The organism is Pedobacter sp. MC2016-14, from assembly GCF_020991475.1.
GTDB lineage: Bacteria > Bacteroidota > Bacteroidia > Sphingobacteriales > Sphingobacteriaceae > Pedobacter.
Genome location: NZ_JAJMPA010000001.1, coordinates 338,871 through 363,573, shown reverse-complemented (window position 1 = coordinate 363,573; position 24,703 = coordinate 338,871). Strand labels below are relative to the sequence as shown.

Below are 24,703 nucleotides of genomic sequence, written 5' to 3'. Positions count from 1 at the left end.
ATCTAGCTATAGCCTTTCTATTTCCTCGACTGCAAGTCCTGTGGCATTTGCAATATCTATATCTGCCAGGCCTAGCATTTTCAAATTGCGGGCAACCTCTACTGCCTTCTCGTTTTTTGCAGCATCAAGCTCCTTCTTTTGCGCCATTTCGGTGGCCAGCATGGCCTCTTCGGCAGTAATGCCCGGATCTTCCTCCAAAATGGGTGTTGATGTATCGCTAAATATTGTTCCGGGAACCTTTAAGCCAGCGTGTGAAGCCCATTTATAAAGTTCTTTTCCCATGTCTTTTTCTGGAAATTCACCAGGATTTACAATCGCACCACAGATTCCAGATGGGGCAAACTTTTCAGAATTGATGGGTGTCTTGATGTCATTACGCAGGTAATAATAATTCAAACCCAAAGCGACTACACATACTGTGCCCTTAGGTGCTTCAAAAATAATTTCCTGAGCAGGTAAAATACTCTTCTCATTGCTCACCGCATTAAGTTCCCTGTGCCTGCTAAGCTCACGGCCAGTTGCCGGCGAAAACCAAAACACGCTGATTCTGGGTACACAGTAGTTGGCTCTTGCTGGAAAATTAAATTGTACAGGAATGGCAATATCCGGGATACGGATGCGCAAGGCATCGTCTTCTATGCTGAGCTTTATGTTAACGAAGAAACTATCTGTTAATTTTGACTTTTCATTGAATGCAAAACCAATAAGGCGATTAAAGCTGTCGGGATAAAAGGTATGTGTATTGGCAGGTTTATCAAAACAACTATCAAGGATGCTTCTTACTGTAGTGGTGAATCGGTTAACCATAGTGCCATCCTTGTGCGAGTAAGATGGCCGGAAGCCCTGTCGCATTCTGCCTGCAATGGTGCTGGCGATTCCAAAGCGGGTGGCGCTTTTTTTGGTTTCTATAGTTTGTTTTACGCGTTTAGCTTTTGATTGTGCAATCATTCTTTTGCGGTACTTTCTCCAAATGACGTCACCAATTGCTCCTGTATATTCTTTTCCTTTTCTTATAGCCATGTATTAATAGTTTTTTCTCGGCTTAAGATACTCAAAAATTGTTTGATGTTACGTATTTAGGAATATTTATTTTAACCACTACCCATACTGACCAGAAATGTGCGCATCATTGAACCAGCATGATAGCGGGAAGAGTCCAGGTTTTTTCTAGAAAAAAGGTGGACTCATGGTGGACTCATCGTGGAAACATGGTGGAGTCATTTCGAGTATGTATGGGACATGGCTCGGGCCTGTTCCGTCCTAATATAGCTATACAATCCGATGTTGGCACAAAGATAAGAATAGTTTATCATTGTCGTCTCGCCGAAAGGAATGGCTGCCCTTTAAAGTAGATCTACTGTTATCTCTAGCGGTTGGCCCCGTCGTCTCGAGCGAGCATAGCGACGAGAACCGAGCTTGCGAGCTCAATGAGGCAAAAAATAACTAGATCTACGAATTAGATCTGATAAGAAAAGGTACGTTCCACGTTAAAAAATCCTTAAATTATTAAAAACTCCAAAAAATCCCAGATCATTTTGCTATTTTCGTCGTGTTCTTTCAAGCGCTTCCTATGAAAAACGTATTGTTAGTTATAAATCCATTAGAAACGATAGATGTTTTCATTTTTTAGAAAAAAGTCCAAGGTATATGACATAGAATGGCTGGGTGTAGATATGCACTCTCACTTATTGCCAGGGATAGATGACGGCTCTCCTGATACTGATACATCTGTAGGCTTCATAAATGGCTTAAAGGATCTTGGATTTACTAAATTTCTTTGTACTCCTCATATTTTCACGGAACTATATCCAAATACGAGGGAAACGATTGAGCCAGCGCTGAAAAAACTTAAAGAGGGCCTAAAAAATGCTAATCTAGCAGTAACGTTGGGTGCAGGGGCAGAGTACATGGTTGATGAAACATTTAAAATAACGGATAATCTCATGGCTTTGCCGGGTAATTATGTATTGATTGAGATGTCCTACCTGAATGAGTCACCCAATATCGAACAAGTGATTTTTGATTTGCATATTAAAGGTTATCATGTGATATTAGCTCATCCTGAACGGTATAATTTTTACCATCATGATTATAAGAAATTTCACCGATTCAAAGATATGGGTGTATTGTTTCAACTCAACTTACTTTCTGTGATGGGATACTATGGCAAGGAGGTGAAAAAAACCGCAGAATATTTATTAGAAAAAAAGTGTTACGATTTAGCGGCCACAGATTTGCACCATGATAAACATTTAGAGGTTTTGACGCATGCCGTGGTTAGCGGCATACTCTATCAAAAAATTGGAGAATATCCATTTAAGAATAAAGAACTGTTTGCGCATTGATAGATGATAAAAATGGCCTGTTTCTGTAATAAAAAAGTTAAGTTTACACCAAAATTCATCTTTTCTACCTAAAAAGCATTGAATACATTATGAATAAATTATACGTTAAAAGCTCAATTATCCTCTCCTTTTTAATTTGCGGATATGTATGCCTGTTATCCTCTTGTGGAACTCCCATGAAGGCAGTTTATTTTTCGGATTTAGACTCTACTCAGGTTAGACAATTGAATGCATCTGAATTTAAAGAGCCAGTCATACAGACTGATGATATTTTGAGCATCAACATACAAACCATTGATTTTGCCTCTTCATCCGCACTTAACCAGGCACCTGTTTTTTCAGGAGGCGGAGCTACTGGTGCTGGCACATTGCCTGTAAGTGGTTTTTTAGTCGATAAATCAGGAAATGTAGAAATGCCTATGTTAGGAATTATTAAGCTTTCTGGTCTTACAACAACTGCCGCTAAGGAATTAATTAGATCAAAAGCGGCTAAATATTATAAAGATCCAACAGTGCAGGTACGCTTTGCGAATTATAAAATTACAGTTTTAGGCGAGGTAGTTAAGCCTGCTACTTATACCGTTCCAAATGAAAAAGTAACTGTTTTGGATGCTATTTCCATGGCAGGGGATTTAACTATTTTTGGCAAAAGGGAGAATGTACTCCTTATCCGTGACAATGGGAATAAAAAGGAAATGATTCGGTTAGATTTGACTTCTTCAAATCTGATAGGTTCACCATATTTTTATTTAAAGCAAAATGATGTGTTGTATGTTGAACCTACAAAAGCAAAAATTGCAGCAAATAATGCCCCTCGCAACCAAATGATTACAATTGGAATCTCAGTTGTAGCACTACTTATCACTATAATTAGCAGATTTTAATAGATCATCTTATGATTAACAATAATACCCTTCAAGAGGATGCATTCGAAGAAAAGAGCCAAATTGACTTTAAACTCCTTACCTATAAAATTGTTAGCAATTGGTACTGGTTTGTCATATCAGTTGTAGTTTGTCTTTTATTGTCTTCATTTTATTTAAGATATACTTCTCCAATTTATAAAACGAATGCTAAAATTTCAATAACTAGCGAACAAACGACGGCTGGAGGAGAGAATGCAGCATTGGCAAAGGCTATTGGCGGACAGCTTGGAACAATGAGTGATGTAGCGGGCGAAGCTGAAATACTTAAAACCCGTTTGTTAATGGATAAGGTGGTAAGGGAGTTAAACCTGAATGTCAATTATTATCACAATGGAAAAATACGTACAACGGAGCTATATAAATCGGCCCCTTTCGTGCTTAAAGTACTTGATGCGGCTGCCAATTCCCAGTTTGTCACCTTAAATGTTAGGTTTAATGGAAATCAAATTACGTTGTCTAAAGAGGGTTATAAAAAACAAGTGAACTTCTATCAGCCATTCCTGGTTCCAGGTCTTGGTAAAGTACAAATAGAAAAAGGAATAGGGGTTTCGTTAGCAGATGAAAATTATAGTGTTAGCATCGCTCCGATTTCTCAAACTGTTGCTAACTCTATGCGTAGATTGGAGGTTTCAATAGTAAAACAATTGGATATACTTGCCTTAGATTTTACTTCCGAATCTCCTAAAAAATCTGAAGACGTACTTAACAAGCTAATTGAGGTATATATCAAAGGTAATCTTATTGATAAAAATAAAATTGCTGACAGTACAATCGCATTCATTGAAAATAGATTGTTATACGTAGGACGGGAACTGGGAGATATTGAAGGAAATGTTCAAAGTTTTAAGCAAACAAATAAGCTTGCAGATATGTCAGCACAGTCTTCTATTTTGGTCAATTCCACAAATCAGTACACAGAAGAATTGACAAAAATAGAAACTCAGATTAGCATATTAAATGCAGTTGAAAAGTTTCTAAATGATGCGCAAAAAAATCAGAGAATTGTTCCTAATGGTGCATTGCTTGATGATCCAGGTTTTGCCAGTTTGGTTGATCGCTACAATACTATAGTCTTGGAAAAGGAAAAGAGTAGCTTAAGCCAAACAGAGGACAATCCTTATATGCAAAATTTGAATACTCAGATAGCAGGAGCCAGAGCAGATATGTTTTCAAGTCTGAAAGGCCTAAGAAGATCTTTAATCATTTCAAGAGACAAAGTTTTATCAAGGTCAAATATCGTAGCAGGTCAAATTAGAGATGTTCCTCAGGTTGAAAGAACCTACCTTGATTTAGCAAGGCAACAACAAATTAAGCAAGAGTTGTACGTATTTTTAATGCAAAAGCGGGAAGAAACGGCGATATCAAAAACTTCCAATATTTCTAATTGCAAGATTATTGAACCTCCTGTAACTTCTGGTGTAATCAGTCCTGTGAAGAACAACGTGCTGAGTTACGGATTTTTATTAGGGCTACTTATTCCTTTTGGGATTATTTTTTTAAAGGATAGATTTAATACCAGGATTATTTCAAGAGACCAGATTTTAGGACTTACTCAAGTTCCAATTATTGGAGAGATTGGAAATAATGATACTGATAATGGGGTTATAGCGATTACCAAGGGCTCCAGAACACCAGTTTCTGAACAGTTTAGGTCATTAAGAACTAACCTTTCGTTTTTCCTAAAGGAAGGACAAAAGAATATTTTGCTAACATCCAGTATGTCTGGAGAGGGTAAATCATTCGTGTCGTTGAATTTAGCAACCGCTCTGGCAATTTCCGGTAAGAAGGTAATTGTACTGGAGATGGATCTACGTAAGCCAAATTTATCCAGTAAATTGAATTTGAAAAACAATTTTGGTTTTACTAATTACATTATTTCAAACGACGTAACAATCGACGATATCATAAAACCTTCAGGAACAAATGAAAATCTATTCATTATAAGTTCTGGAAATATTCCTCCAAATCCAGCAGAGATCATTTTGAATGAAAGGACCGCATTATTGATGGAAGAGTTAAAAAGGAATTTTGATTTTATTATTGTAGATGCTCCGCCAATAGGAATGGTTACCGATGCTCAGCTGTTAAGTAAGTTTGCAGATTTAACATTATATGTAGTCAGACAGGCCTATACATATAAAAATCAGCTTGGAATTGCTCAGGAAATATATACCAATCAGAAGATTAAGCAAATTGCAATATTAGTGAACGACCTGCGAAATGATTCTGGTTATGGCTACGGTTATGGCTACGGTTACGGCTATGGCGCAGGCTATGGTTATGGATATTACTATGGTATAGAGGCGAAGAAAAAGGAAAGTTTTCTGGAGCGGATATTTAAAAGAAAGAAATAAAATTTAGATCGGCACCACTATTAACAAATTTAAACAGTACTCTAATTATGCAGAAGGAAATTAAACAAACGATATTTGGCTATTACCAATTCTTTTATCGAATTATGGGTAATAAATTGCTATTTACGATGTTTTTGGGATTGGCAGTTAGTTTTCTGGATGGTATCGGATTGGCGTTATTTATTCCTTTGCTTCAGTTTATTGACAATGCCAAATCAGTATCAAAAGAGTCTTTAGGAGGGTTACATTATATCATTGATCTGTTTGAAGGACTTAACGTACCGTTAAATATATATTCTGTATTGGTTCTGATGGTGTCACTTTTTTCATTAAAGGGTCTTCTTAATTATTTCCAGTTAATGCAACAGGTTTCTCTACGCCAAATCTTTATGGTTAAGCTAAGAAACGAACAAACAGAAGATTTGCAGAATTTAAAATACTCTGGATTTCTTGGCTTGGATGCAGGTAAGATTCAGAATACATTGACCACAGAAGTTGCTAAAGTGATAGAAGCTATGATCAACTTTCTTGGAAGCTTTAAGGGGATGGTGATGCTGTTTAGTTATTTAGTGCTGGCATTCCTGTCGAACTGGCAATTTGCGCTGTTAGTTGCTGTTGGTGGGTTGTTGTCAAATCTTGTGTTTCGTGGGATATTCAGGTCTGTTAAGAAGTCTTCTGTAGAAGTATCGCATAAAGGACATATTTTTAATGCATATATCATTCAGGCGGTCCACTCATTCAAATACCTTAAAGCGACAAATTACTATAGGATATTTGCGCTGAAACTAAAAGATATTATTAAACAAATGGAGCAGGTTAACCGAAAAATCGGTTATAACCAGGCCATAACATCAAGTGTTAGAGAACCCTTTATTATTTTTATTGTTGCCGTAGTCATCATTCTTCAAATTAAACTTTTGGGTAGTAATTTAGGTTCCATTATTTTAAGTATTTTACTTTTTTATAGAGCTTTAGTTAGCTTAATGGCGGTGCAAACCTCTTGGCAAACATTTATTCAGAATGTTGGGGCCCTGTATTCATTGGAGGATTTAAGATATCAAATGCTGGAGCATAAAGAGCATCAGTCTGAAACTAGTTTAGATAAATTTGAGCAGGAAATTTCCATGAACAATCTTGATTTCTCTTATGGGAGCAATCAGGTGCTAAAGAAGGTTAATATCAAAATTCCAAAAAACAAAACCATTGCCTTAGTAGGAGAAAGTGGTTCTGGAAAAACTACGCTGGCCAATTTAATTACCGGATTGATTGAACCTATTGACGGAGAAATTCTTATTGATGGAGTTTCTTTATTTAACTATAATTTGGATAGTTATAGAAGCAGGATTGGTTATATTTCTCAGGAAGCTGTAATTTTTACAGATGATATTTTTAATAATATAACTTTTTGGGCAGAGCCTACAGAAGAAAATTTAAAAAGGTTCTGGACTGTAATAGAACAAACCAGCTTGACCGGATTTATTGAAGGGCTAGAGCATAAAGAAAAAACCCAGCTAGGCGATAATGGTATTTTGATTTCAGGAGGGCAGAAGCAGCGGATATCTATTGCCAGGGAATTGTATAAAGAAGCGGATATATTGATTTTTGATGAAGCTACCTCGGCCCTGGATTCGGAAACAGAACGCTATATTCAAGACAATATTGAAAAATTACATGGACAATATACTATGGTTATCATCGCTCACCGATTGTCTACAATTAAAAATGCTGACATCATTTATTTGTTGGAAAGTGGAGTCGTTACAGGAAGCGGTAATTTCAATGAAATGATAGATATCTCGCCGAGATTTAAGAAGATGGTTTCTTTACAAGAGTTTTAATAATATTAGGAATGAAAACGAATTTAACAGCGAAAATTATTGGTGGTCAAGTACCAAATGGAAAAGTTAGGGTTAGTGGGGCTAAGAATGCCAGTACACGACTTCTTGCTGCTGCTTTGATTGCAGATGAGCCGGTAACATTAATGAACTTCCCAACAGAGTTAGTGGATGCCCGGTACAAAATGGATTTCATAGAAAAAAGCGGTGGAACCGTTGTAATTGATGAAGAAAAACAAACGGTTACAGTTGACCCCGCTAATTATTCAGATAGACTGTTATCTAGTTATGATTTTCCAATAAGAACCACTTATTTACTTGTTGCTGGTTTAATCAAGCGTTCAGGTATTGCCAGAATTCCTTATCCAGGTGGATGTAAGATTGGTGACAGGGGTTACGATTTGCATATGATGGTTTGGGAAAAACTAGGTGCAATTGTTGAAGAAAAGCCTGACTACATTGAAATTAGAGCACCTAAGGGCTTCCAGGCTGGAGAAATCAACTTTCCGATTTCTACAATTGGTGGTACAGAGAATGCATTGATTTCTGCTTCTACAGTAGATGGCGAAACAATTATAAAAAATGCTTATATAAGTCCCGAGGTAGAAAGTTTAATTGAATTTTTAAGGACGTTAGGCGCTAAAATTGATGTAGTAGGTAACAGTTATGTTAAAGTTTTAGGTTCGACTAATTTGCGTGGATCTATTTTTAACGTGATGCCAGATAGGATTGAAGCCATTACATGGATTGTTTTTGGTATCATTTCTGGTGGAAACATCACGGTTGAGGATGTTCCTTTTGATACAATGGAAATTCCTCTTATTCACCTGAGACATGCAGGGATTGAGCTTTATAGAAATGATAAAAATGTGATCATTTCTCCTGAGTGCCTTGTAAATGGTATGGTACAACCGTTTGAACTTGCTTGCGGTACGCATCCAGGAATAATTTCTGACATGCAGCCATTTTATACTTTGCTAGGTCTTTATGCAGATGGAACAAGTAGAATCTTTGATTATAGGTATCCTGCAAGACTAAAATACTGCGAAGAACTCAGTAAATTCTATCAAAATGGTTTGAAATGGGAAACTGGTGCGATCACTACCTTTGGAAATAGTGAAGTTTTGGCAGCTGAAGCAACTTCAACTGATTTAAGAGGAAGTATGGCGCTTGTAATGGCGGCTTTACTTGCTAAAGGCGAATCTACCATCCATAATGTTGAAATGGCATTGAGAGGATATAATAACTTAGAGCTAAAACTTAAACAATTAGGAATAAATATAGACGTATACTAGTCTGGCTATTTAACACCAAAAATTATATTTCAGTATGAAAATTGTAAATAATCTAGATCTCACGCCTTATAACTCTTACGGGATTAAGTCTGTTTGTAAAAGAGCATTTTTTCCTGATACAGAAGAAGAAATACAAGAGATTTTTACAAGATATGCTGAGGGAAAGAAGATTATAATTGGTGGAGGGTATAACATTATATTGTCTAATGAATTTTATGAGGATGATTTTGTTATATTCTCAGGGAATTTCGGTAAAGTAGTATTGGACAATGAATTCATTACTGCGGAATCGGGTGTTTCTATGTTTGACTTAAGTAATATTGCATTGCAGGCGTCCCTTTCGGGATTAGAACTTTTTTACGATATCCCTAGTTCTTTAGGAGGGGCGGTAGTGATGAATGCTGGCGCAAGCGGGGAAGAAATAAAGGATTTGTTGGTTAAAGTTAGGTACTACGATCCTGTATTAAATATTTTTACAGATATACTGCGGGATGATATAAGTTTTGAATATAGGAATAGCTTTTTTCAACGAAACCCTCATCTTATCATTATCAAAACAGTACTTAAATTAAATCAAGGAAACGCGGAGGCTATTTTTGAAAAAATGGAATCAAATAAAGCTATGCGATGGGCTAAACAGCCAAAAGATTTTCCTAATGCAGGTAGTGTTTTTAAGCGGCCCAAGGGTTATTATGTGGGAGCAATGATGGACGAACTAGGTCTTAAAGGTTTCTCAGTTGGAGGGGCTAAAATATCTGAAAAACATGGTGGTTTTATTGTCAATTTCAACAACGCTTCTGGCCGTGATATTTTGGATTTGATCGCCATAGTTAAACAGCGTATTTTTAGCAAATATGGAATAGACATTGAGGTTGAACAAAGAATTATATAACGTTAGATATAAGTTTTAAACAATGGAGGAAAAGCAACCACTCGTTAGTATTATTTCAGGTTATTATAATAGGGAAAACTATGTAGATGAATCCATTCTAAGTTTAATAAACCAAACTTATGAGCATATCGAAATTATAATCTTTGACGATCTTTCCACGGATAATACCTATGAGAAACTTAGAGTTTTTGAAGAAAAAGACAGCAGAGTTAAAGTAATTAGACATGAGAAAAATAAAGGATTCGTTAAAGGCTTAATAGATGCAATTGCTGTCTCAAAAGGAGATTACATAGCAATACATGGATCTGGAGATTTTTCTTATCCTGAAAGAATCAATGAACAGGTCGAAATACTGAATCTCCACCAGGGAGTTGGGGTTGTTGGCTGCACCATTGAAAATCTTGATTTAATCAAAAGTGGGAATAGTTATTCTCATTCTGCAAAAATTGAAGGAAAGGCATTTTTTGGAAATGCCCGCGAGATACTAGCGAAAAAAAACATGTTTTCTCATGGCGAAGTGATGATCAGGCGAAAACATTATGATATGGTTGGTGGCTATAGAGATATATATAAATTTTCACAGGATTACGATTTATGGTGTAGAATGAGTTTTGTATGCGATTTTTATATAGTTCCTAAATTACTTTACAGAAGATACATCTTAAGTGATGGCGCTTCTTTTGTTTTTAATAAGGTTTTGATTCAGAGAATGCTTGCTGAGTTTATCCGACAGTCTCAAGAATCCAGGCTTACCAATCCAAAAGCCGATTTGGTGGATAGATATGGTTCACAAGGTTTTTTCTTCTTTGAATATACAAAAGTCTTTTTTAAAAACCTTTATCCTGCAATTATCAACGAGTTTGTATCTGAGGTGAAATCTGAGGACCGTAAAATTGTAAGACATTTAATCTCCAGAACGCCGACGTCGATTTATACATTTTTAGCTTATGTATATTATTTTGTGTTGCCAAAGAAGGTAGCTCTTTCAATAATAAATTTGCGTAATAAAACTAAATAACTTATGAAACAGCCTATTATCTCTCGTTTGAGATTTAAAATAAATCAAAAGAAAGCATTAGCTAGAAAGTTTTGGTTTAGGCTGCTGGGGCTAAAAATTAATGAAGGGACTTATCTAGGTAATATAACTTGTGAATGGCCTAAAAATGTTAAAATTGGAGCCAATTGTACTATCCAGGATAAAGTTGATTTCAGGATAGGTGAACCTTTTTCCGAAAGTAATTATATAGCTATTGGGGACAGAGTTTTTATTGGTCGCCATTGTGAATTTAATGCATCTACAAGAATAATTGTTGGGAATGATTGTAAGATAGCGAGTAATACAACTTTTGTTGATTCTGGGCATGGCATATTGAAGTCAGCTAGGATAAATGAACAGGAGCTAATTGCTGAAGACATTATAGTTGGTAATGATGTTTGGATAGGGACGAACTGCGTGATCTTAAAGGGGGTAAGGATTGGGGACGGTTGCGTTATAGCAGCAGGAGCAGTAGTTAATAAATCTATACCTGATTACCAGGTTTGGGGCGGGGTTCCAGCGAAGTTTTTAAAGAATAGAGATTAATATGAAAAATGTGATTTGTACTTTATTTGAGGGTAGCTATGACTTAGGTGTTGTAGCTTTGGTAAACTCTCTTTATAAAAACGGCTTTCGTGGCGAATTCTATGCCGGATATAGAGGTAATATGCCTAAATGGGCAAATTCGGCTCAGCTGAATAAAGAAATTCAATGGGCAGGATGCAAATCTATGAATGTAGCCGAAGGCATTATTCTTCATTTTTTACCTGTTGCAACCAATTATCATTTAACCAATTATAAGCCTGATTTTATGTTAGACTTGTTAAATGGGCCAGCAAAAGATGCCGATGGAATGTTCTATTTTGATCCGGACATCGTTGTGACTGCCCCATGGTCATTTTTAAGTCGTTGGATAAACTGTGGTGTTGCACTTTGCGAAGATGTTAATTCTCCACTCAAAAAGAATCACCCTACGAGAGTGGCATGGCGTGAATATTTTTCTGGTTTCAGAATAGATTTGAGTTTTAAAGATTCGGTATATGTGAACGGTGGATTCGTTGGCGTAAAAATTAAAGATAAAGGTTTTCTAGAGACTTGGAAAAATGTTCAGGAAGCTATGGCTGCTGCGATCGGAGGTTTAGAACGTTCTGCTTTTACTACGGGATCTCAGTTGCCAGAAGAATCTCAGGGGCCTTTTGCACCTTTTGGAAAAACAGATCAGGATGCTTTAAATGCAGCTGTTGAGGCATGGGATGGTGAATTTAGTTTTATTACTAAAGAAGGAATGGGATTTGGTCCAGGACTGCGTTTATTACCTCATGCACTAGGCCAACCTAAGCCGTGGAATGCGAAATATATAAAAAGAGCATTTTCTGGAAGAACTCCTCGTGATGTGGATAAAGAATATTGGAAGTATATAGATAATCCACTATCGGTGTACCCATCGAGCATGGTAAGGTCAAAAAATATGGCAATCAATGTAGCGACATTAATATCCAGATTTTACAAGAGATAGTAGGATGGGGTATTATATTCATAAAGCTGGTTATGCGCTAAGGCGATTTTTTAGAAAATTTTCCAGCCGTTTACGCGGTGTATGGTTAAAGTCTATGGGAATGGCTATTGGACGCCAAACTTACCTTCCAAAAATTCATGTTTCCTGGCCGCATAAAGTTTCCATTGGAAATCGATGTAAAATTGAACCCGGCAGTTCTTTTAAATTTGATGGCATTTGGTCCTCAGGATTTTCAATCGTTATTGGTGATCATGTTTTCCTGGGTACTGGATGCGAGTTTAACATTACTAAAGGCATATCAATTGGATGTGATTCGCTAATTGCATCAGGCTGTCGGTTTATAGACCATGATCATGGCATGGTTATAGGTCAGCTAATGCGTATGCAAGAGGGAAAAGAAGGATCAATTAACATAGGCCGAGACGTTTGGCTAGGTTGTAATGTTATAGTCCTGAAAGGGGTGGAAATAGGCGATGGAGCCATTGTTGCAGCAGGTGCAGTTGTTACGAAATCAATTCAGCCCTTAGAGATCTGGGGAGGAATTCCTGCTAAAAAAATCGGAATGCGGACAATAACTTCAGATTTGCCATGAAAATAGCTTTTTTATGTGGCTCGCTGGAGCCGGGAAGGGATGGTGTTGGTGATTATGTTAGACGACTGGGGGGAGAGCTTGCAGAATCTGGTCATCAGATTCTTGCTGTCGCTTTAAACGATGGTTTTGTAGAAAAAGCGACTTATGAGGATAACAATGATAGAAGTAGTAATTTAAGGCTAATAAGAATCCCGACAAATTCCATAGATGATAAAAATGAAATGATGATGGTATCAAATTCTATTAAAGAATTTGACCCAAATGTCATAAGCCTTCAATATGTACCTTATGCTTTTGACTTAAAAGGACTACCTTTTAATCTGGCTAAAAAACTTAAGGGTGTAATTCAGGGAAAATCACTTCATATCATGTTTCACGAACTTTGGCTTGATATGCCTGTCTCATGGTCCCAACGGATTGTTGCAATTGCTCAAAAAGCACTTATATATAATTTTATTAGAATTTTAAAGCCAGCATACTGTAGCGTTTCGATTCCATTTAATCAAAAGAGATTAAAAGGACTAGGTGTCCAGTCAGAAGTTCTGAATTTATTCGGAAATATATATAAAAATGACACTGAGCATCTTTTAAATCCAAAAGGAATTGATTTTAACGTTCCTTCTATCTTTTATTTTGGCACTGCTCCAAAGGGTGAATTTTTGCAGAAACTATTAAAGGAAATTTCCCGGTTGCGGGAGAAAATATCTGGCAATATCCAGGTTATTGTTGCCTGTGGTAATTCTCATGACAAGGATATTTTTTATAATGAATTGAAAACAATTCTTTCAGACAAGGACAAAGTAATAGACTGTGGCTTCTTAGAAGTGGAAGCAGTAAGTGAACTCATGTCAAATTGTACCGTTGGGATTTCAAGATCTAGTGTTCGCTTGTTGGGCAAGAGCGGGTCAGCAATTGCGATGCTGGAGCATGGTTTACCTTTATGGATGCCCAAATGGGATGGAATGGAGAAGTTGGATTTAGGCTTTCGGGAAAACTTGATTTATTCAGATTTATATACTGCATTGCAAGCTAAAAGAGAAACCCATTATCACTCTCTTTTGCCAGGTGTTGCGGAATTATTTATAAAAAGTTTAGCTCAATTGAAACAGTAAAATGAGAATATTATTTATCACTAATTTCTTTTATCCTTATATCGGCGGCATCGAGGTGAACTCCGAGATATTAGCAAATGGTTTTCATAGGGAAGGGCATGAAGTGAAATTGATCACCTGGACTGCCGAAATTGGAGATTCAAAATTTGATTATCCTGTTATTCGTCAACCTAATTTAAGTACGCTAGTTAAAGCGCACAAATGGGCTGATGTAGTTTATGAAAACAATCCCTGCCTAAAATTATCATGGCCCGCTTTTATTTTTGGTAAAACCTCTGTGGTCGCTTTAAGAACTTGGGTAAGCCGCTTAGATGGTACATCAGGATGGCAGGATAAACTTAAGTTACTTTGGTTAAAGAGAGCAGCGAAAGTTATTGCAGTAAGCAAAGTTATTAGAGATGAATGCTGGCCGGAGGCTATTGTAATAGGCAATCCATATCGGGAAAAGATTTTTAGGGTAATACCTGAATGCAGCCGGACTAAAGACTTTGTTTTTTTGGGTAGATTGGTCTCTGATAAGGGTGCTGATTTAGCTATTAAAGCACTAAGAGATTTGAATGCATGGGGTTCTTCAGGGAAATTTTCTCAATCTGAATTTTCCTTAACAATTATTGGTGACGGGGATGAATTGACTTCTTTAAAAGAATTAGTTAACGAATTGGGCCTTGCACATTCCGTTGTGTTTGCTGGTGCCCTAAGGGGCGAGGAAATGGTGAAGTTGCTAAATGAGCATAAATATCTCCTGGTTCCTTCAATGTGGAAAGAACCTTTTGGCAACGTTGCACTAGAAGGCATGGCCTGTGGCTGCCTACCAATAGTTGCAGACGGTGGTGGACTTCCTGACGCGGTTGGTGACGCGGGTGTGGTATTTGAAAGAGGAAATTTGGACGCTTTGGTCCTGGCAATTAAAAAATTATTAAATGATCCGGATAGGGAAAGTTTAATTCGTTCAAATGCGGCTTCGCACCTTGAACAACACCATCCTGATGTTATTATTAAACGGTATCTTAGTGTTATTGAGTCTACTACAGAAAACTTATAAACCATATTGATGAAAATTTTATTATCACATCCTACTGGTAATGCAAATGTTAGACAGGCTGCACTAGGTTGTGCTAAGGCCGGTATTCTATCCAATTTCTATACGAGCCTTGCTGTATTCGATAATAACATACTTGATAAACTAGCGACGATAAAAGCTTTATCAGAATTAGACAGGCGCCGTTTTGATAATCTTCTGCGGGCTGATACAAAAATGTGGCCGTGGCTGGAAGTGGGCCGTATTGCTGCTCAAAAGTTAGGATTAAAAAGTTTGGTAAGACATGAAGAAGGGCCTTTAAGTGTTGATGCTGTTTACAGTGGCCTGGACAAAAAAGTAGCGTGCCAGATTAGAAAGCAATATGCAAAGGGCTTAACGGCTGTATATGCTTATGAGGATGGTGCATTACATACTTTTAAGGAAGCAAAAAAGTACGGTATAAAATGTATATATGATTTACCTATTGGCTATTGGAAAGCCGCAAGGAAACTTTTAAATACAGAACATGAGAGATGGCCAGAGTGGGCCTCTACACTTATCGGTTTACAGGATTCTGCTGTAAAATTGTCGAGAAAAGATGAAGAATTAAATCTTGCAGATCATATAGTTGTAGCAAGTAGCTTTACCGCAAGTACATTAATGGAATATCCCGGGAAGTTAGCTCAAATTGAAGTTATCCCTTATGGATTTCCGGCTGTATATACAGAACGAAAATATCTTGGCATAGAAAAAAGACCTTTAAAATTATTGTTTGTAGGAGGCTTATCACAGCGAAAGGGCATAGCCGATTTGTTTACTGCAGTGGATAACATTGGTAACCATGTTGAACTAACGGTTGTTGGCGCTAAGACAAGTCAAGATTGTCCCGCATTAGATGCGGCGCTAAAAAAACACACCTGGATTCCAAGTCTGCCGCATGAAAAGATTTTAGAATTAATGAGGCAACATGATGTGTTGGTTTTTCCTTCATTATTTGAAGGTTTTGGTTTGGTAATAACAGAGGCGATGTCACAGGGAACGCCTGTGATCACAACAGATAGAACCGCTGGTCCTGATTTGATAAATGATGGTTCAAATGGTTGGATAATTGAAGCGGGTTCAACTAATGCGTTACAGGAGGCAATTGAAAAATTGCTGGAAAGGCCCAAAGATATTGCTGAAATTGGAACTGAAGCAATGAATGCCGCAAAAAAAAGGCCATGGGAAAGCTATGGTAAGGAACTATCGGATGCGTTGCTTAAGATGTAATATGTCTGTGTAACAATTAAAGATAAATATATAACAATATAAAAATGAGCAATAATCAGAAAGTCTTAAATATCGAACGGGAAGATAGTGGCGAACCGAATGTTGCTTTTAGGGCTAAATCCAGAAAGGTAAGTCGTAGGCTAATGACTAATCTAAAAAGAGGAATCTGGGCTTATTTTTTTCTGCTTATTTTTGAAGGAGCCTTAAGAAAATGGGTGCTTCCTGGATTGGCCACGCCCCTGTTGGTCATTCGCGATCCTATCGCAATTTGGCTGGTTATAACCTGTTGGAATAAAGGGCTGCTGCCTTCTAACTTTTATTTAAATGCAATGTTTTGGTTAGGGGTATTTGGATTTATAGCAGCGATTTTTGTTGGACATGGAAGTGTCCCGGTAGCCATATTTGGGGCCAGGATATTTATGATACATTTCCCTATGATATTTGTAATTGGGAAAATTATGGATCGTAATGATGTTCTGGAGATGGGGAAGGCGCTGTTAGTAATCTCAATAATAATGGTGACATTAATTGCTCTCCAGTTTTACAGTTCGCAATCTGCTTGGGTAAATAAAGGTATTGGGGGTGATGAGGGGACAGGTTTTGCCGGTGCTATGGGATTTTTTAGACCTTCAGGCACTTTCTCGTTTACGAATGGAATTTCGCTTTTCTTTAGTTTGGTAGCGTGTTTTTCTATCTATTTTTTATTAAATCAAAAAGGGGTAAATCGATTGATCCTGATCTTTTCTTCCGGTGCGGTAATTGCTTCCATACCACTGTCTATTAGTCGTGGATTATTTTTTGCAATAGTAGTTTCTGTATTTTTTGCGGTGATAGGAGCTTCAAGAAATCCAAAATATGCTGGTAAGATAATTATAAGTGGTATAGTCTTATTTTTTTGTATCATTATCCTGAGTCAATTTACTTTTTTTAACCAGGCAACGGAAGCTTTTACATCTAGATTTGAAACTGCTGGTGAGCAGGAAGGGGGATTACAAGGTACCTTGGGAGACAGATACCTTGGAGGAATGTTAGGCGCTCTGAATAAATCTACTCAGCAACCAGTTTTTGGCTATGGAATTGGAATGGGTACAAGTGTAGGTAGTCAATTGCTCACAGGAAAGGTTTCTTATTTAATTGCAGAAGGTGAATGGGGGCGTTTAGTGGGGGAGTTGGGTGCCATAATGGGTATTGGCGCTATTTTGGTTAGGCTTTCCTTTTGTTTCAATCTTTCGGTAAGAGCTTATAAAAAACTTGTAAGTGGTGATTTCCTTCCCTGGATTCTCCTAAGTTTTGGCTTAGTGAACATACCTCAGGCTCAATGGGCACAAGCTACTTCACTTGGGTTTAGCATTCTGATTGGAGGGATGATCATTGCATCGCTAAATAAGCCAGCCGAGGATAGGATGCTTAAGTAGCGGAGACAGTGGACTAATATTAATTGAGGTTTTTAAATAGATATTGTTATGAAAATCGTTTTTTTTTCACATCCCTTGTTTTTAGGATCACAAAGTATGTTGCGTTTCGCCAACATGTTGTCTGACGGTATGAAGGCGCGCGGACATAAAGTGGAGATTTGGCGACCAGAGCCATACTTTTTAAAGTTAAAAGTTAAAGGGGTCAAAAAGTGGTTGGGTTATTTGGATCAATATCTGGCATTTCCCTTAGTAGTTCGCAGACGTTTAAAGCAATTATCTGCAGAGGAAGAGGTCCTATATGTTATTACAGACCATGCCTTAGGTCCATATGTTCCTTTGATTAATAAAATGCCTCATGTAATTCATTGCCATGATTTTCTGGCTCAACGGTCCGCGTTAGGACAAATTGCGGAGAATTTAACCTCTTACACCGGTATCAAGTACCAGCAATACATTCGAAATGGCTACTCGCAAGGAAGGAACTTTATATCTGTTTCTAAAAGGACTAAAATAGATCTGGAAGAGTTCCTGGAAGAGCTGCCTGATATTTCAGAAGTTGTGTATAATGGATTAGATAAGTCATTTAAACCTTTGTCAAAAGTCTCGTCCAGAAAAGAACTTCAAACCAAGTTAGGTGCTGATTTAAGCATGGGATATATTTTGCATGTTGGTGGTAATCAATGGTATAAAAACCGGGGTGGGGTAGTTGCTATTTATGATTCGTGGAGAAAATTGTCCGGAAAAGAACTGCCTCTTCTGTTGGTAGGAGAAGAACCAGACGGCAGTTTGTTAAAGGCGATTACGAATTCTGCGTATGCTAAAGATATTTTTATATATTCTGGTGCTGGAAATGATGATGTACAAATTGCTTATTCGGGCGCTACGGTTTTTATCTTTCCTTCTCTTGCGGAGGGCTTTGGCTGGCCTATAGCCGAAGCTATGGCTTCGGGAACGTTGGTCATTACAACAAATGAAGCACCAATGACAGAAGTAGCCGGCGATGCTGCCTTTTTGATAGACAGGATGCCATTTGAAGAAGTTGACAAAGAAAACTGGGCTACTAAGTCAGCTGGTGTTTTAGAGACTATATTGAATTTAAGCGAGGAAGAATTTGATCAACATCAGTTATTAAATAAGACAAACGTAGCACGTTTTGATTTAGAAAAGGCCCTGGATGAAATTGAAGAAATATACATCCAGGTATTGAATCAGAACACCTCGTCATAAAAATAGATAAAAATAAGAAAATGAGAGTACTTCATATTGTCTCCAGTATTGACCCAAAAGAGGGCGGGGTAACCCAGGCAATTAAAACGATGATTGCTGGTTTAAGTACATTTGATGTGATAAATGAGGTAGCCTGTCTCAACGATCCCTCTAGCTTTTTCTTAAGAGAGCTGCCATTTAAGGCTCATGCTTTAGGACCAACTAAAACTCCCTGGAGATATTCGACACTGCTGTTTGAATGGCTTACAAATCATATCAACGATTTTGATGTGCTAATTATCCATGGCCTTTGGCAATACCATACTTTTGCAACTTATAAAGCTTTTAAGAGCTTGAAAAATGATAGGATAAAGCTTTTTGTAATGCCACATGGGATGCTTGACCCTTATTTTCAGCGGGCAAAAGGAAGAAAGATAAAAGCTGTAAGAAATTGGGTTTTTTGGAAACTGGTAGAGAAAAATGTTATCAACGGATCCACAGGTATGTTGTTTACCTGTGAATCTGAAATGAATTTAGCCTCGCAAACATTTACAGGCTACCATCCAAAAACCCGACATGTAGTTGGCTTAGGTGTGGAGACACCTCCTGCATTTAACGAAGGGATGAAGATTGCACTTGAAAGAATACTGGGATATTCTGTAAGCGATTTTTTACTGTTTCTGGGTAGAATAGATGAGAAAAAGGGCGTAGATCTTTTAGTAAAAGCTTATTTGAAATTATCTGAGGAAAAAGTTCAACTGCCAACATTAGTTATCGCCGGACCAGGTTTGGATTCCAAATTTGGGACTGATATTATTACTTTGGTGGGCGGTTATAAAAATATAATTTTTCCTGGTATGTTAACTGGAGATGCTAAATGGGGGGCTTTTTATGGAGCAGAAGCGTTTGTATTACCAAGTCATCAGGAGAATTTTGGAATTGCGGTTGTAGAAGCGCTGGCTTGTACTACACCAGTTTTAATTTCCGATCAGGTAAACATTTGGAAAGAAATTGAAATGGGGAAGGCAGGCGTCATCGGCGCAGATACCGAAGAAGGAACTTATAGTATGCTGAAAAATTGGATTGAGAAAACAGATAAAGAAAAAAAAGATATGCGTATTTTTGCTAAAGACACATTTAATGCGTGTTTTTCTGTTAAAAAAGCAGCTGATCGTTTATTTGAGGTGATAAAATAGGTATGAATTCTGAATTAGTGAATACTGACACGCATGTTGGGGCATCTTTTTCCCTAAAAAATAGAATTGGCAGGTTAGTCTGGGGTTTGGTTTATCAAATTTTATTCAGATTTTCTCCACGTCCCTTTCATGGCTGGCGTTCTTTTCTATTAAGGTTATTTGGGGCTAACGTTGGAAACGGCGTTCATGTATATCCCGGTGTTAAAATATGGGCACCATGGAATCTGGAATTACATGACGAATGCGGCATTGGCAGCGGTGCCAATTTGTATTCACAGGGTAAGATTACCATAGGGAGAAGGGCAGTTGTATCTCAGGGAGCTTATCTATGTGCCGGTACCCATGATTATACCAAGCAAGGTTTCCCTTTACTTACGGCACCCATTACAATTGGCGAGCAGGTTTGGATTGCAGCAGAGGCATTTGTACATCCTGGTGTAACTATTGGCGATGGTGCTGTAATTGGCGCACGGTCAGTTGTGATCAGGGATATGCCATCCTGGATGGTTTGTGCCGGAAATCCTGCTAAGCCTTTAAAAGAAAGAATTATTACTGATTTGAATACCGCTACAATTTAAGGAGATGATTGACTTAACAATTGCTATACCTGCTAAAAATGAAGAACGAAATTTACCAGGTTGCCTGGAGGCGATAGGTAAGGATTTTGCTGCAAAAGTTGTTCTAATAGATTCTGGTAGTACAGATAGAACAAAAGAGATTGCATTAGATTTCGGTGCGGAAGTAATTGATTTTGCTTGGAACGGACAGTTCCCCAAAAAGAGAAACTGGTTTTTAAGAAACCACACCCCGAATACCAAATGGATTTTATTTCTAGATGCTGATGAGTACTTGACGCCTGCTTTTAAAGAAGAATTAGCAGCAGCACTGGCGAAAGATGATAAAATAGCATATTGGCTAAACTACACTATTTATTTTCTTGGTAAACAACTTAAAGGAGGATATCCTTTGGATAAACTCGCTTTATTTAGGGTGGGGGCAGGCGAATATGAGCGAATAGATGAAGACCAGTGGAGCAAACTTGACATGGAGATCCATGAGCATCCAATACTGGTTGGCGAGATTGGAAAGATTAAAAGTAAGATTGATCACCTTGATTTCAGGGGTGTCGCCCACTACGTGAATAAGCATGTTGAATATGCAAATTGGGAGGCATCCAGGTTTTTGAAAAAGCTGGGGGATTCGGATCTGGATCAGAAACTAACCTGGAAGCAGAAAATCAAATATGGGCTGATGCAGAGCCCCTTTATAGGAATTGTTTACTTTTTTGGGAGCTTTTTTTTATTAGGTGGTTTTAGAGATGGATCAAGAGGGCTTGCTTTTGCCATACTTAAAATGTCATACTTTACGCAGGTTTATTGCAAGATCAAAGAGCTAAAGCAGGAGAAAATTAAAAATTAACTGGATCATTTTGGAAAACGATAATAAAATAAAAAAAAGGGTTTTGGTTTTGGGGATTAATTTTGCACCCGAACTTACAGGAATTGGTCGTTATACTGGTGAAATGGTGTCCTGGTTGGCAGAGCACAATTATGAGACTACTTTGGTTACCGGTTTTCCTTATTATCCCTATTGGAAGGTTCAACAGCCTTATACAGGCAACTTTTATAAAACGGAAACGCTCAGCGATAATTTAAAAGTCTACAGGTGCCCTTTATACGTGCCGGTAGCACCCTCTGGATTGAAGCGTTTAATCCATGAGGCGACTTTCTTTTTAAGTTCATTTTTTGTAGTCTTCCTGCTCCTGTTTAAAAGGAAGAATGACCTGATTTTCTCCATTGCTCCCCCATTTCATCTTGGCTTTCTAGCACTTTTTTACCGCTTTTTTAAGGGTGGTAAGATCGTTTATCACATTCAGGATCTCCAGGTTGATGCCGCAAAGCAGCTGAAAATGTTGCCTGATGGACTTTTTTCTGTCTTATTTGCATTGGAGAAATTTATTCTTAAACGTGTAGATTATGTAAGTACCATTTCTGAGGGTATGACCAGGCAGATCGTAAATAAATGGTCGAGAGAGATCACATTTTTCCCTAATTGGGTTGATATACATAATTATTTTCCCGTAGTACAACGAGCTTTGCTAAAGCCTAAATGGGGATTTTCGATGGATGACAGGATCGTTTTATATTCTGGTAGCATCGGCGAAAAGCAAGGATTGGATAGTCTGGTTAGAATTGCTGAGCAACTTAAAGAGGAGAAAGTTATAAAATTTGTAATTTGTGGGACAGGGCCTTTTAAAGAGAAACTAATAGAAATGTGCAAAGAGAAAGGGCTTGATAATGTTTCCTTTCTCCCGTTACAGAGTAATGAGGTATTTAATGATTTTCTTAATGTAGCAGATGTTCACCTCGTACTGCAAAAGGCTGATGCAAGTGATCTGGTTATGCCTTCTAAGTTGACTACGATTTTGGCAGTTGGCGGTTTAGCTTTGGTCACTGCTCATCCAGGGACTTCATTGGGTGATGTCATTAGAAGATATGAAATGGGGATGGTTATTCCTCCTGAAAATGAAGATTCGCTGAAGAATGCAATAGTTTTATGCTGTAAGAATGATTATACTAAAGAGAGATTCAATGCCCGGGAATACGCTAAGCAGTACCTGGATAAGGATAGCATACTAGCTAAATTAATGCAACAATTAAAAATGTAACTTAGTCAATTGTATAACAAATTTCGATATTAAAATGAATGAATATTTAAGTGTAAAATTAAAAGTAGTTTCGTTTTTTTTAATGGTCATGGTTGTAGTTTTACATGCCAATAATTTGAATAATGGTACATTTGGCCTGGATAAAAGTTTCAGTTATTTTATTCAGAATTTTTTTAGCGACGGGTTGGCAAGAGTAACTGTACCGCTCTTTTTTCTAATTTCTGGTTATTTGTTCTTTTTCAACATAAAAGGTACAGTTCAAGATTTTAATTATAAAATCTCTAAGCGACTTAAAACACTTTTTATCCCTTATCTTTTTTGGTCTCTTTGGGGCTTATTTGTATTTTTTATGCTGCAGACCATTCCCTTTTCCAGGTCTTTCATAAATATGTCTTTAATTAAAGACTATCCAATTAAACAACTATTAACTGTTATATTTTTAGATCCTCTGCCGTACCAGTTGTGGTTTGTAAAAGATCTAATGCTCTTAGTGATACTTTCCCCAATCCTATTCTATCTGATAAAGACTTTAAAGTATTTTGTATTAATTGCTTTTTTTGTTCTTTGGTTCTTAAACTATCAATTTGTAGTAGTTAATAATGAATCCATTTTGTTTTTCTCATTAGGTACATATATTGGAATGGAATGGAAAAAAGTTTTGCTAATTAAATTTGGGAGACAGTCATTCATCTTTGTTGGCCTATGGGTCAGTTTTGTGCTATGCAAGGAACTTATGATTCAATTTGACTATATAAATCCATTGTTGTTAAATAGCTTAAAGAAGACCGGAGTTTTGCTTGGTGTCTTCTCCAGTTGGGCATTATATGATATTTTATTTAGGGATGTAGATTTTCAAAAATCTAAACATTATCCTGTTTTTTCTTTTACCTTTTTTCTATATGCCTTTCATGAGCCTGTGCTAACGATTTATAAAAAAGCACTCTTGTCAATTGTCGGAAAAACTGAATCGGGTACATTAATTGTGTATGTTTTAACTATATTATTGACTATTAGCACCGCTTTAACTGTTGCTTATTTGGTTAAGCTTATTATTCCTAAATTTTATGAATTAATTACAGGAGGAAGGTGATAATGATCTATAATTTACTTTCCAGTATCTCAAACATTTTTTGCTGGCCATGGTCGTTAAAATGGATTGGGTCCCTATAACAGGAATCTATGGGGATATTGTAATCCAGTTCTTTAACTAGATCTATGTTGTGATTTTTGCAAAAATTAATTATTATTTGTCCTTGTTCGTTGTATTTCCCTCTTTTAGCTTCGCTTGTGTCGGAATGGAGATACACTATAAAAGGTAAGTTTTTATTTTTACAATAGTTGTAGAAGCTATTAAAACCGGGGTTAAATGGAGTTGATTTTGTTCTTTTATTTATGAAAAATGGTTCCGTGGTTGAAGTTCTGTGTTTACCAAATATCTTCGGCAAGATATACCGATATAATACTTCAATAACAGCTAATTTGTATTGCTCTTCCGGGTGCCGCGGATCAATCTGGTTGGGATTTTCAAATGTCATATTATCGAAAGCATCATGGGAGCTCACAACCAAAAGGATTTTTTGACATTTGAAATCCCCATATCTTTTTAAATATGCAAAGCAATTGTCTGGCCCCCATGATCCCGCCGCAATATTTAAAACTTTAACAGGCTTTTTATACTTTTTAGATAAGGACTTGGTCAACTTTGTCGTTGCCAGGCTATCTTGATCTGACAAGGTGCCACCATTAATTACTGAATCCCCAAAACCTGCAATAATTATGGAATCTTTGCTTGTGATGTTATCGTTGCGCTGGGAGTAAGCATTATAAAAATTTCGCTTTCCAAATCGGACTACTTCTTGTGGAATTGGTATATATTCAAAGTCTTTATCTCTTCTATATAAAACAGCATTGTCAAGTCCCATTATCCATCTTAAAGAGATTTCAGTGATTAAGATAAGTATTATTGTCGATAATAAGATTATTTTTAAGAGTTTAATTGATTTCCGCTTCATTAAATGTGTTTTTTAC

The 24,703-nt window shown here is 37.1% G+C and carries 22 protein-coding genes; 20 read left to right on the top strand and 2 right to left on the bottom strand.

Features of this window, described 5'->3' with window-relative positions; all coding sequences use genetic code 11:
• Positions 1–6: 6 nt before the first annotated feature.
• Positions 7–1,020: a hypothetical protein gene (locus LPB86_RS01450; RefSeq protein ID WP_230640720.1), complete on the bottom strand. Its 1,014-nt coding sequence runs from the start codon at positions 1,018–1,020 to the stop codon at positions 7–9.
• Positions 1,021–1,613: 593 nt separating this feature from the next.
• Between LPB86_RS01450 and LPB86_RS01445 the strand changes: the two genes are divergently transcribed.
• The 20 genes from LPB86_RS01445 to LPB86_RS01350 all read left to right on the top strand — a co-directional run bounded on the left by LPB86_RS01445 (position 1,614) and on the right by LPB86_RS01350 (position 23,765).
• Positions 1,614–2,345 carry a tyrosine-protein phosphatase gene (locus tag LPB86_RS01445; protein WP_230640718.1) on the top strand — a complete coding sequence of 244 codons (732 nt, stop codon included), beginning with the start codon at positions 1,614–1,616 and terminating at the stop codon, positions 2,343–2,345.
• Positions 2,346–2,569: 224 nt separating this feature from the next.
• Entirely contained in the window at positions 2,570–3,229 is a 660-nt protein-coding gene (locus tag LPB86_RS01440) for a polysaccharide biosynthesis/export family protein (RefSeq protein WP_230640716.1), read from the top strand.
• Positions 3,230–3,240: 11 nt separating this feature from the next.
• Positions 3,241–5,625, top strand: a complete 2,385-nt coding sequence (locus LPB86_RS01435) for a tyrosine-protein kinase (protein WP_230640714.1) — start codon at positions 3,241–3,243, stop codon at positions 5,623–5,625.
• A 47-nt stretch (positions 5,626–5,672) separates the two neighbouring features.
• On the top strand, positions 5,673–7,463 hold the full coding sequence (locus LPB86_RS01430; RefSeq protein ID WP_230640712.1) for an ABC transporter ATP-binding protein: 1,791 nt from the start codon (positions 5,673–5,675) through the stop codon (positions 7,461–7,463).
• 11 nt (positions 7,464–7,474) lie between these two features.
• Entirely contained in the window at positions 7,475–8,755 is a 1,281-nt protein-coding gene (locus LPB86_RS01425) for a UDP-N-acetylglucosamine 1-carboxyvinyltransferase (protein WP_230640710.1), read from the top strand.
• Between the two features lie 34 nt (positions 8,756–8,789).
• Entirely contained in the window at positions 8,790–9,647 is an 858-nt protein-coding gene (gene murB / locus LPB86_RS01420) for a UDP-N-acetylmuramate dehydrogenase (protein ID WP_230640708.1), read from the top strand.
• Positions 9,648–9,669: 22 nt separating this feature from the next.
• Positions 9,670–10,665 carry a glycosyltransferase family 2 protein gene (locus LPB86_RS01415; protein WP_230640706.1) on the top strand — a complete coding sequence of 332 codons (996 nt, stop codon included), beginning with the start codon at positions 9,670–9,672 and terminating at the stop codon, positions 10,663–10,665.
• 3 nt (positions 10,666–10,668) lie between these two features.
• Positions 10,669–11,229, top strand: coding sequence for a DapH/DapD/GlmU-related protein (locus tag LPB86_RS01410; RefSeq protein WP_230640704.1), 561 nt, complete (start codon positions 10,669–10,671; stop codon positions 11,227–11,229).
• A 1-nt stretch (position 11,230) separates the two neighbouring features.
• The gene (locus LPB86_RS01405) at positions 11,231–12,199 is read left to right on the top strand and encodes a hypothetical protein (protein ID WP_230640702.1); all 969 of its coding nucleotides are present in this window, start codon (positions 11,231–11,233) and stop codon (positions 12,197–12,199) included.
• A gap of 4 nt (positions 12,200–12,203) precedes the next feature.
• Positions 12,204–12,791 (top strand): DapH/DapD/GlmU-related protein, encoded by a 588-nt coding sequence (locus LPB86_RS01400; protein WP_230640700.1) that lies wholly within the window; start codon positions 12,204–12,206, stop codon positions 12,789–12,791.
• Positions 12,788–13,903 carry a hypothetical protein gene (locus tag LPB86_RS01395; protein ID WP_230640698.1) on the top strand — a complete coding sequence of 372 codons (1,116 nt, stop codon included), beginning with the start codon at positions 12,788–12,790 and terminating at the stop codon, positions 13,901–13,903. The genes LPB86_RS01400 and LPB86_RS01395 overlap by 4 nt, the downstream gene beginning before the upstream one ends.
• 1 nt (position 13,904) lies before the next feature.
• The gene (locus LPB86_RS01390) at positions 13,905–14,945 is read left to right on the top strand and encodes a glycosyltransferase family 4 protein (RefSeq protein ID WP_230640696.1); all 1,041 of its coding nucleotides are present in this window, start codon (positions 13,905–13,907) and stop codon (positions 14,943–14,945) included.
• 9 nt (positions 14,946–14,954) lie between these two features.
• Positions 14,955–16,190 carry a glycosyltransferase family 4 protein gene (locus LPB86_RS01385; RefSeq protein WP_230640694.1) on the top strand — a complete coding sequence of 412 codons (1,236 nt, stop codon included), beginning with the start codon at positions 14,955–14,957 and terminating at the stop codon, positions 16,188–16,190.
• 44 nt (positions 16,191–16,234) lie between these two features.
• Positions 16,235–17,605: a hypothetical protein gene (locus tag LPB86_RS01380; protein ID WP_230640692.1), complete on the top strand. Its 1,371-nt coding sequence runs from the start codon at positions 16,235–16,237 to the stop codon at positions 17,603–17,605.
• A gap of 48 nt (positions 17,606–17,653) precedes the next feature.
• A complete protein-coding gene (locus LPB86_RS01375; protein ID WP_230640690.1) occupies positions 17,654–18,832 on the top strand; it encodes a glycosyltransferase in 1,179 nt (392 codons plus the stop codon).
• Between the two features lie 89 nt (positions 18,833–18,921).
• Positions 18,922–20,007, top strand: a complete 1,086-nt coding sequence (locus LPB86_RS01370) for a glycosyltransferase (protein ID WP_230640688.1) — start codon at positions 18,922–18,924, stop codon at positions 20,005–20,007.
• 2 nt (positions 20,008–20,009) lie between these two features.
• Positions 20,010–20,585 (top strand): WcaF family extracellular polysaccharide biosynthesis acetyltransferase, encoded by a 576-nt coding sequence (locus LPB86_RS01365; protein ID WP_230640686.1) that lies wholly within the window; start codon positions 20,010–20,012, stop codon positions 20,583–20,585.
• A 4-nt stretch (positions 20,586–20,589) separates the two neighbouring features.
• A complete protein-coding gene (locus LPB86_RS01360) occupies positions 20,590–21,426 on the top strand; it encodes a glycosyltransferase family 2 protein (RefSeq protein ID WP_230640684.1) in 837 nt (278 codons plus the stop codon).
• A gap of 10 nt (positions 21,427–21,436) precedes the next feature.
• Positions 21,437–22,675 (top strand): WcaI family glycosyltransferase, encoded by a 1,239-nt coding sequence (locus LPB86_RS01355; protein WP_230640682.1) that lies wholly within the window; start codon positions 21,437–21,439, stop codon positions 22,673–22,675.
• Positions 22,676–22,709: 34 nt separating this feature from the next.
• Entirely contained in the window at positions 22,710–23,765 is a 1,056-nt protein-coding gene (locus tag LPB86_RS01350; RefSeq protein ID WP_230640680.1) for an acyltransferase, read from the top strand.
• 7 nt (positions 23,766–23,772) lie between these two features.
• On the opposite strand, the gene LPB86_RS01345 is transcribed toward LPB86_RS01350, so the two are convergent.
• Complete coding sequence (locus tag LPB86_RS01345) at positions 23,773–24,687, bottom strand: hypothetical protein (RefSeq protein WP_230640678.1); 915 nt, start codon at positions 24,685–24,687, stop codon at positions 23,773–23,775.
• Between the last annotated feature and the right edge of the window lie 16 nt (positions 24,688–24,703).

Coding starts and splice junctions, on each gene's coding strand:
- LPB86_RS01450 (WP_230640720.1), bottom strand. CDS start 1,020: ATGGCTATAAGAAAAGGAAAAGAATATACAGGAGCAATTGGTGACGTC.
- LPB86_RS01445 (WP_230640718.1), top strand. CDS start 1,614: ATGTTTTCATTTTTTAGAAAAAAGTCCAAGGTATATGACATAGAATGG.
- LPB86_RS01435 (WP_230640714.1), top strand. CDS start 3,241: ATGATTAACAATAATACCCTTCAAGAGGATGCATTCGAAGAAAAGAGC.
- LPB86_RS01430 (WP_230640712.1), top strand. CDS start 5,673: ATGCAGAAGGAAATTAAACAAACGATATTTGGCTATTACCAATTCTTT.
- LPB86_RS01425 (WP_230640710.1), top strand. CDS start 7,475: ATGAAAACGAATTTAACAGCGAAAATTATTGGTGGTCAAGTACCAAAT.
- murB (WP_230640708.1), top strand. CDS start 8,790: ATGAAAATTGTAAATAATCTAGATCTCACGCCTTATAACTCTTACGGG.
- LPB86_RS01415 (WP_230640706.1), top strand. CDS start 9,670: ATGGAGGAAAAGCAACCACTCGTTAGTATTATTTCAGGTTATTATAAT.
- LPB86_RS01410 (WP_230640704.1), top strand. CDS start 10,669: ATGAAACAGCCTATTATCTCTCGTTTGAGATTTAAAATAAATCAAAAG.
- LPB86_RS01405 (WP_230640702.1), top strand. CDS start 11,231: ATGAAAAATGTGATTTGTACTTTATTTGAGGGTAGCTATGACTTAGGT.
- LPB86_RS01400 (WP_230640700.1), top strand. CDS start 12,204: ATGGGGTATTATATTCATAAAGCTGGTTATGCGCTAAGGCGATTTTTT.
- LPB86_RS01395 (WP_230640698.1), top strand. CDS start 12,788: ATGAAAATAGCTTTTTTATGTGGCTCGCTGGAGCCGGGAAGGGATGGT.
- LPB86_RS01390 (WP_230640696.1), top strand. CDS start 13,905: ATGAGAATATTATTTATCACTAATTTCTTTTATCCTTATATCGGCGGC.
- LPB86_RS01385 (WP_230640694.1), top strand. CDS start 14,955: ATGAAAATTTTATTATCACATCCTACTGGTAATGCAAATGTTAGACAG.
- LPB86_RS01380 (WP_230640692.1), top strand. CDS start 16,235: ATGAGCAATAATCAGAAAGTCTTAAATATCGAACGGGAAGATAGTGGC.
- LPB86_RS01375 (WP_230640690.1), top strand. CDS start 17,654: ATGAAAATCGTTTTTTTTTCACATCCCTTGTTTTTAGGATCACAAAGT.
- LPB86_RS01370 (WP_230640688.1), top strand. CDS start 18,922: ATGATTGCTGGTTTAAGTACATTTGATGTGATAAATGAGGTAGCCTGT.
- LPB86_RS01365 (WP_230640686.1), top strand. CDS start 20,010: ATGAATTCTGAATTAGTGAATACTGACACGCATGTTGGGGCATCTTTT.
- LPB86_RS01360 (WP_230640684.1), top strand. CDS start 20,590: ATGATTGACTTAACAATTGCTATACCTGCTAAAAATGAAGAACGAAAT.
- LPB86_RS01350 (WP_230640680.1), top strand. CDS start 22,710: ATGAATGAATATTTAAGTGTAAAATTAAAAGTAGTTTCGTTTTTTTTA.
- LPB86_RS01345 (WP_230640678.1), bottom strand. CDS start 24,687: ATGAAGCGGAAATCAATTAAACTCTTAAAAATAATCTTATTATCGACA.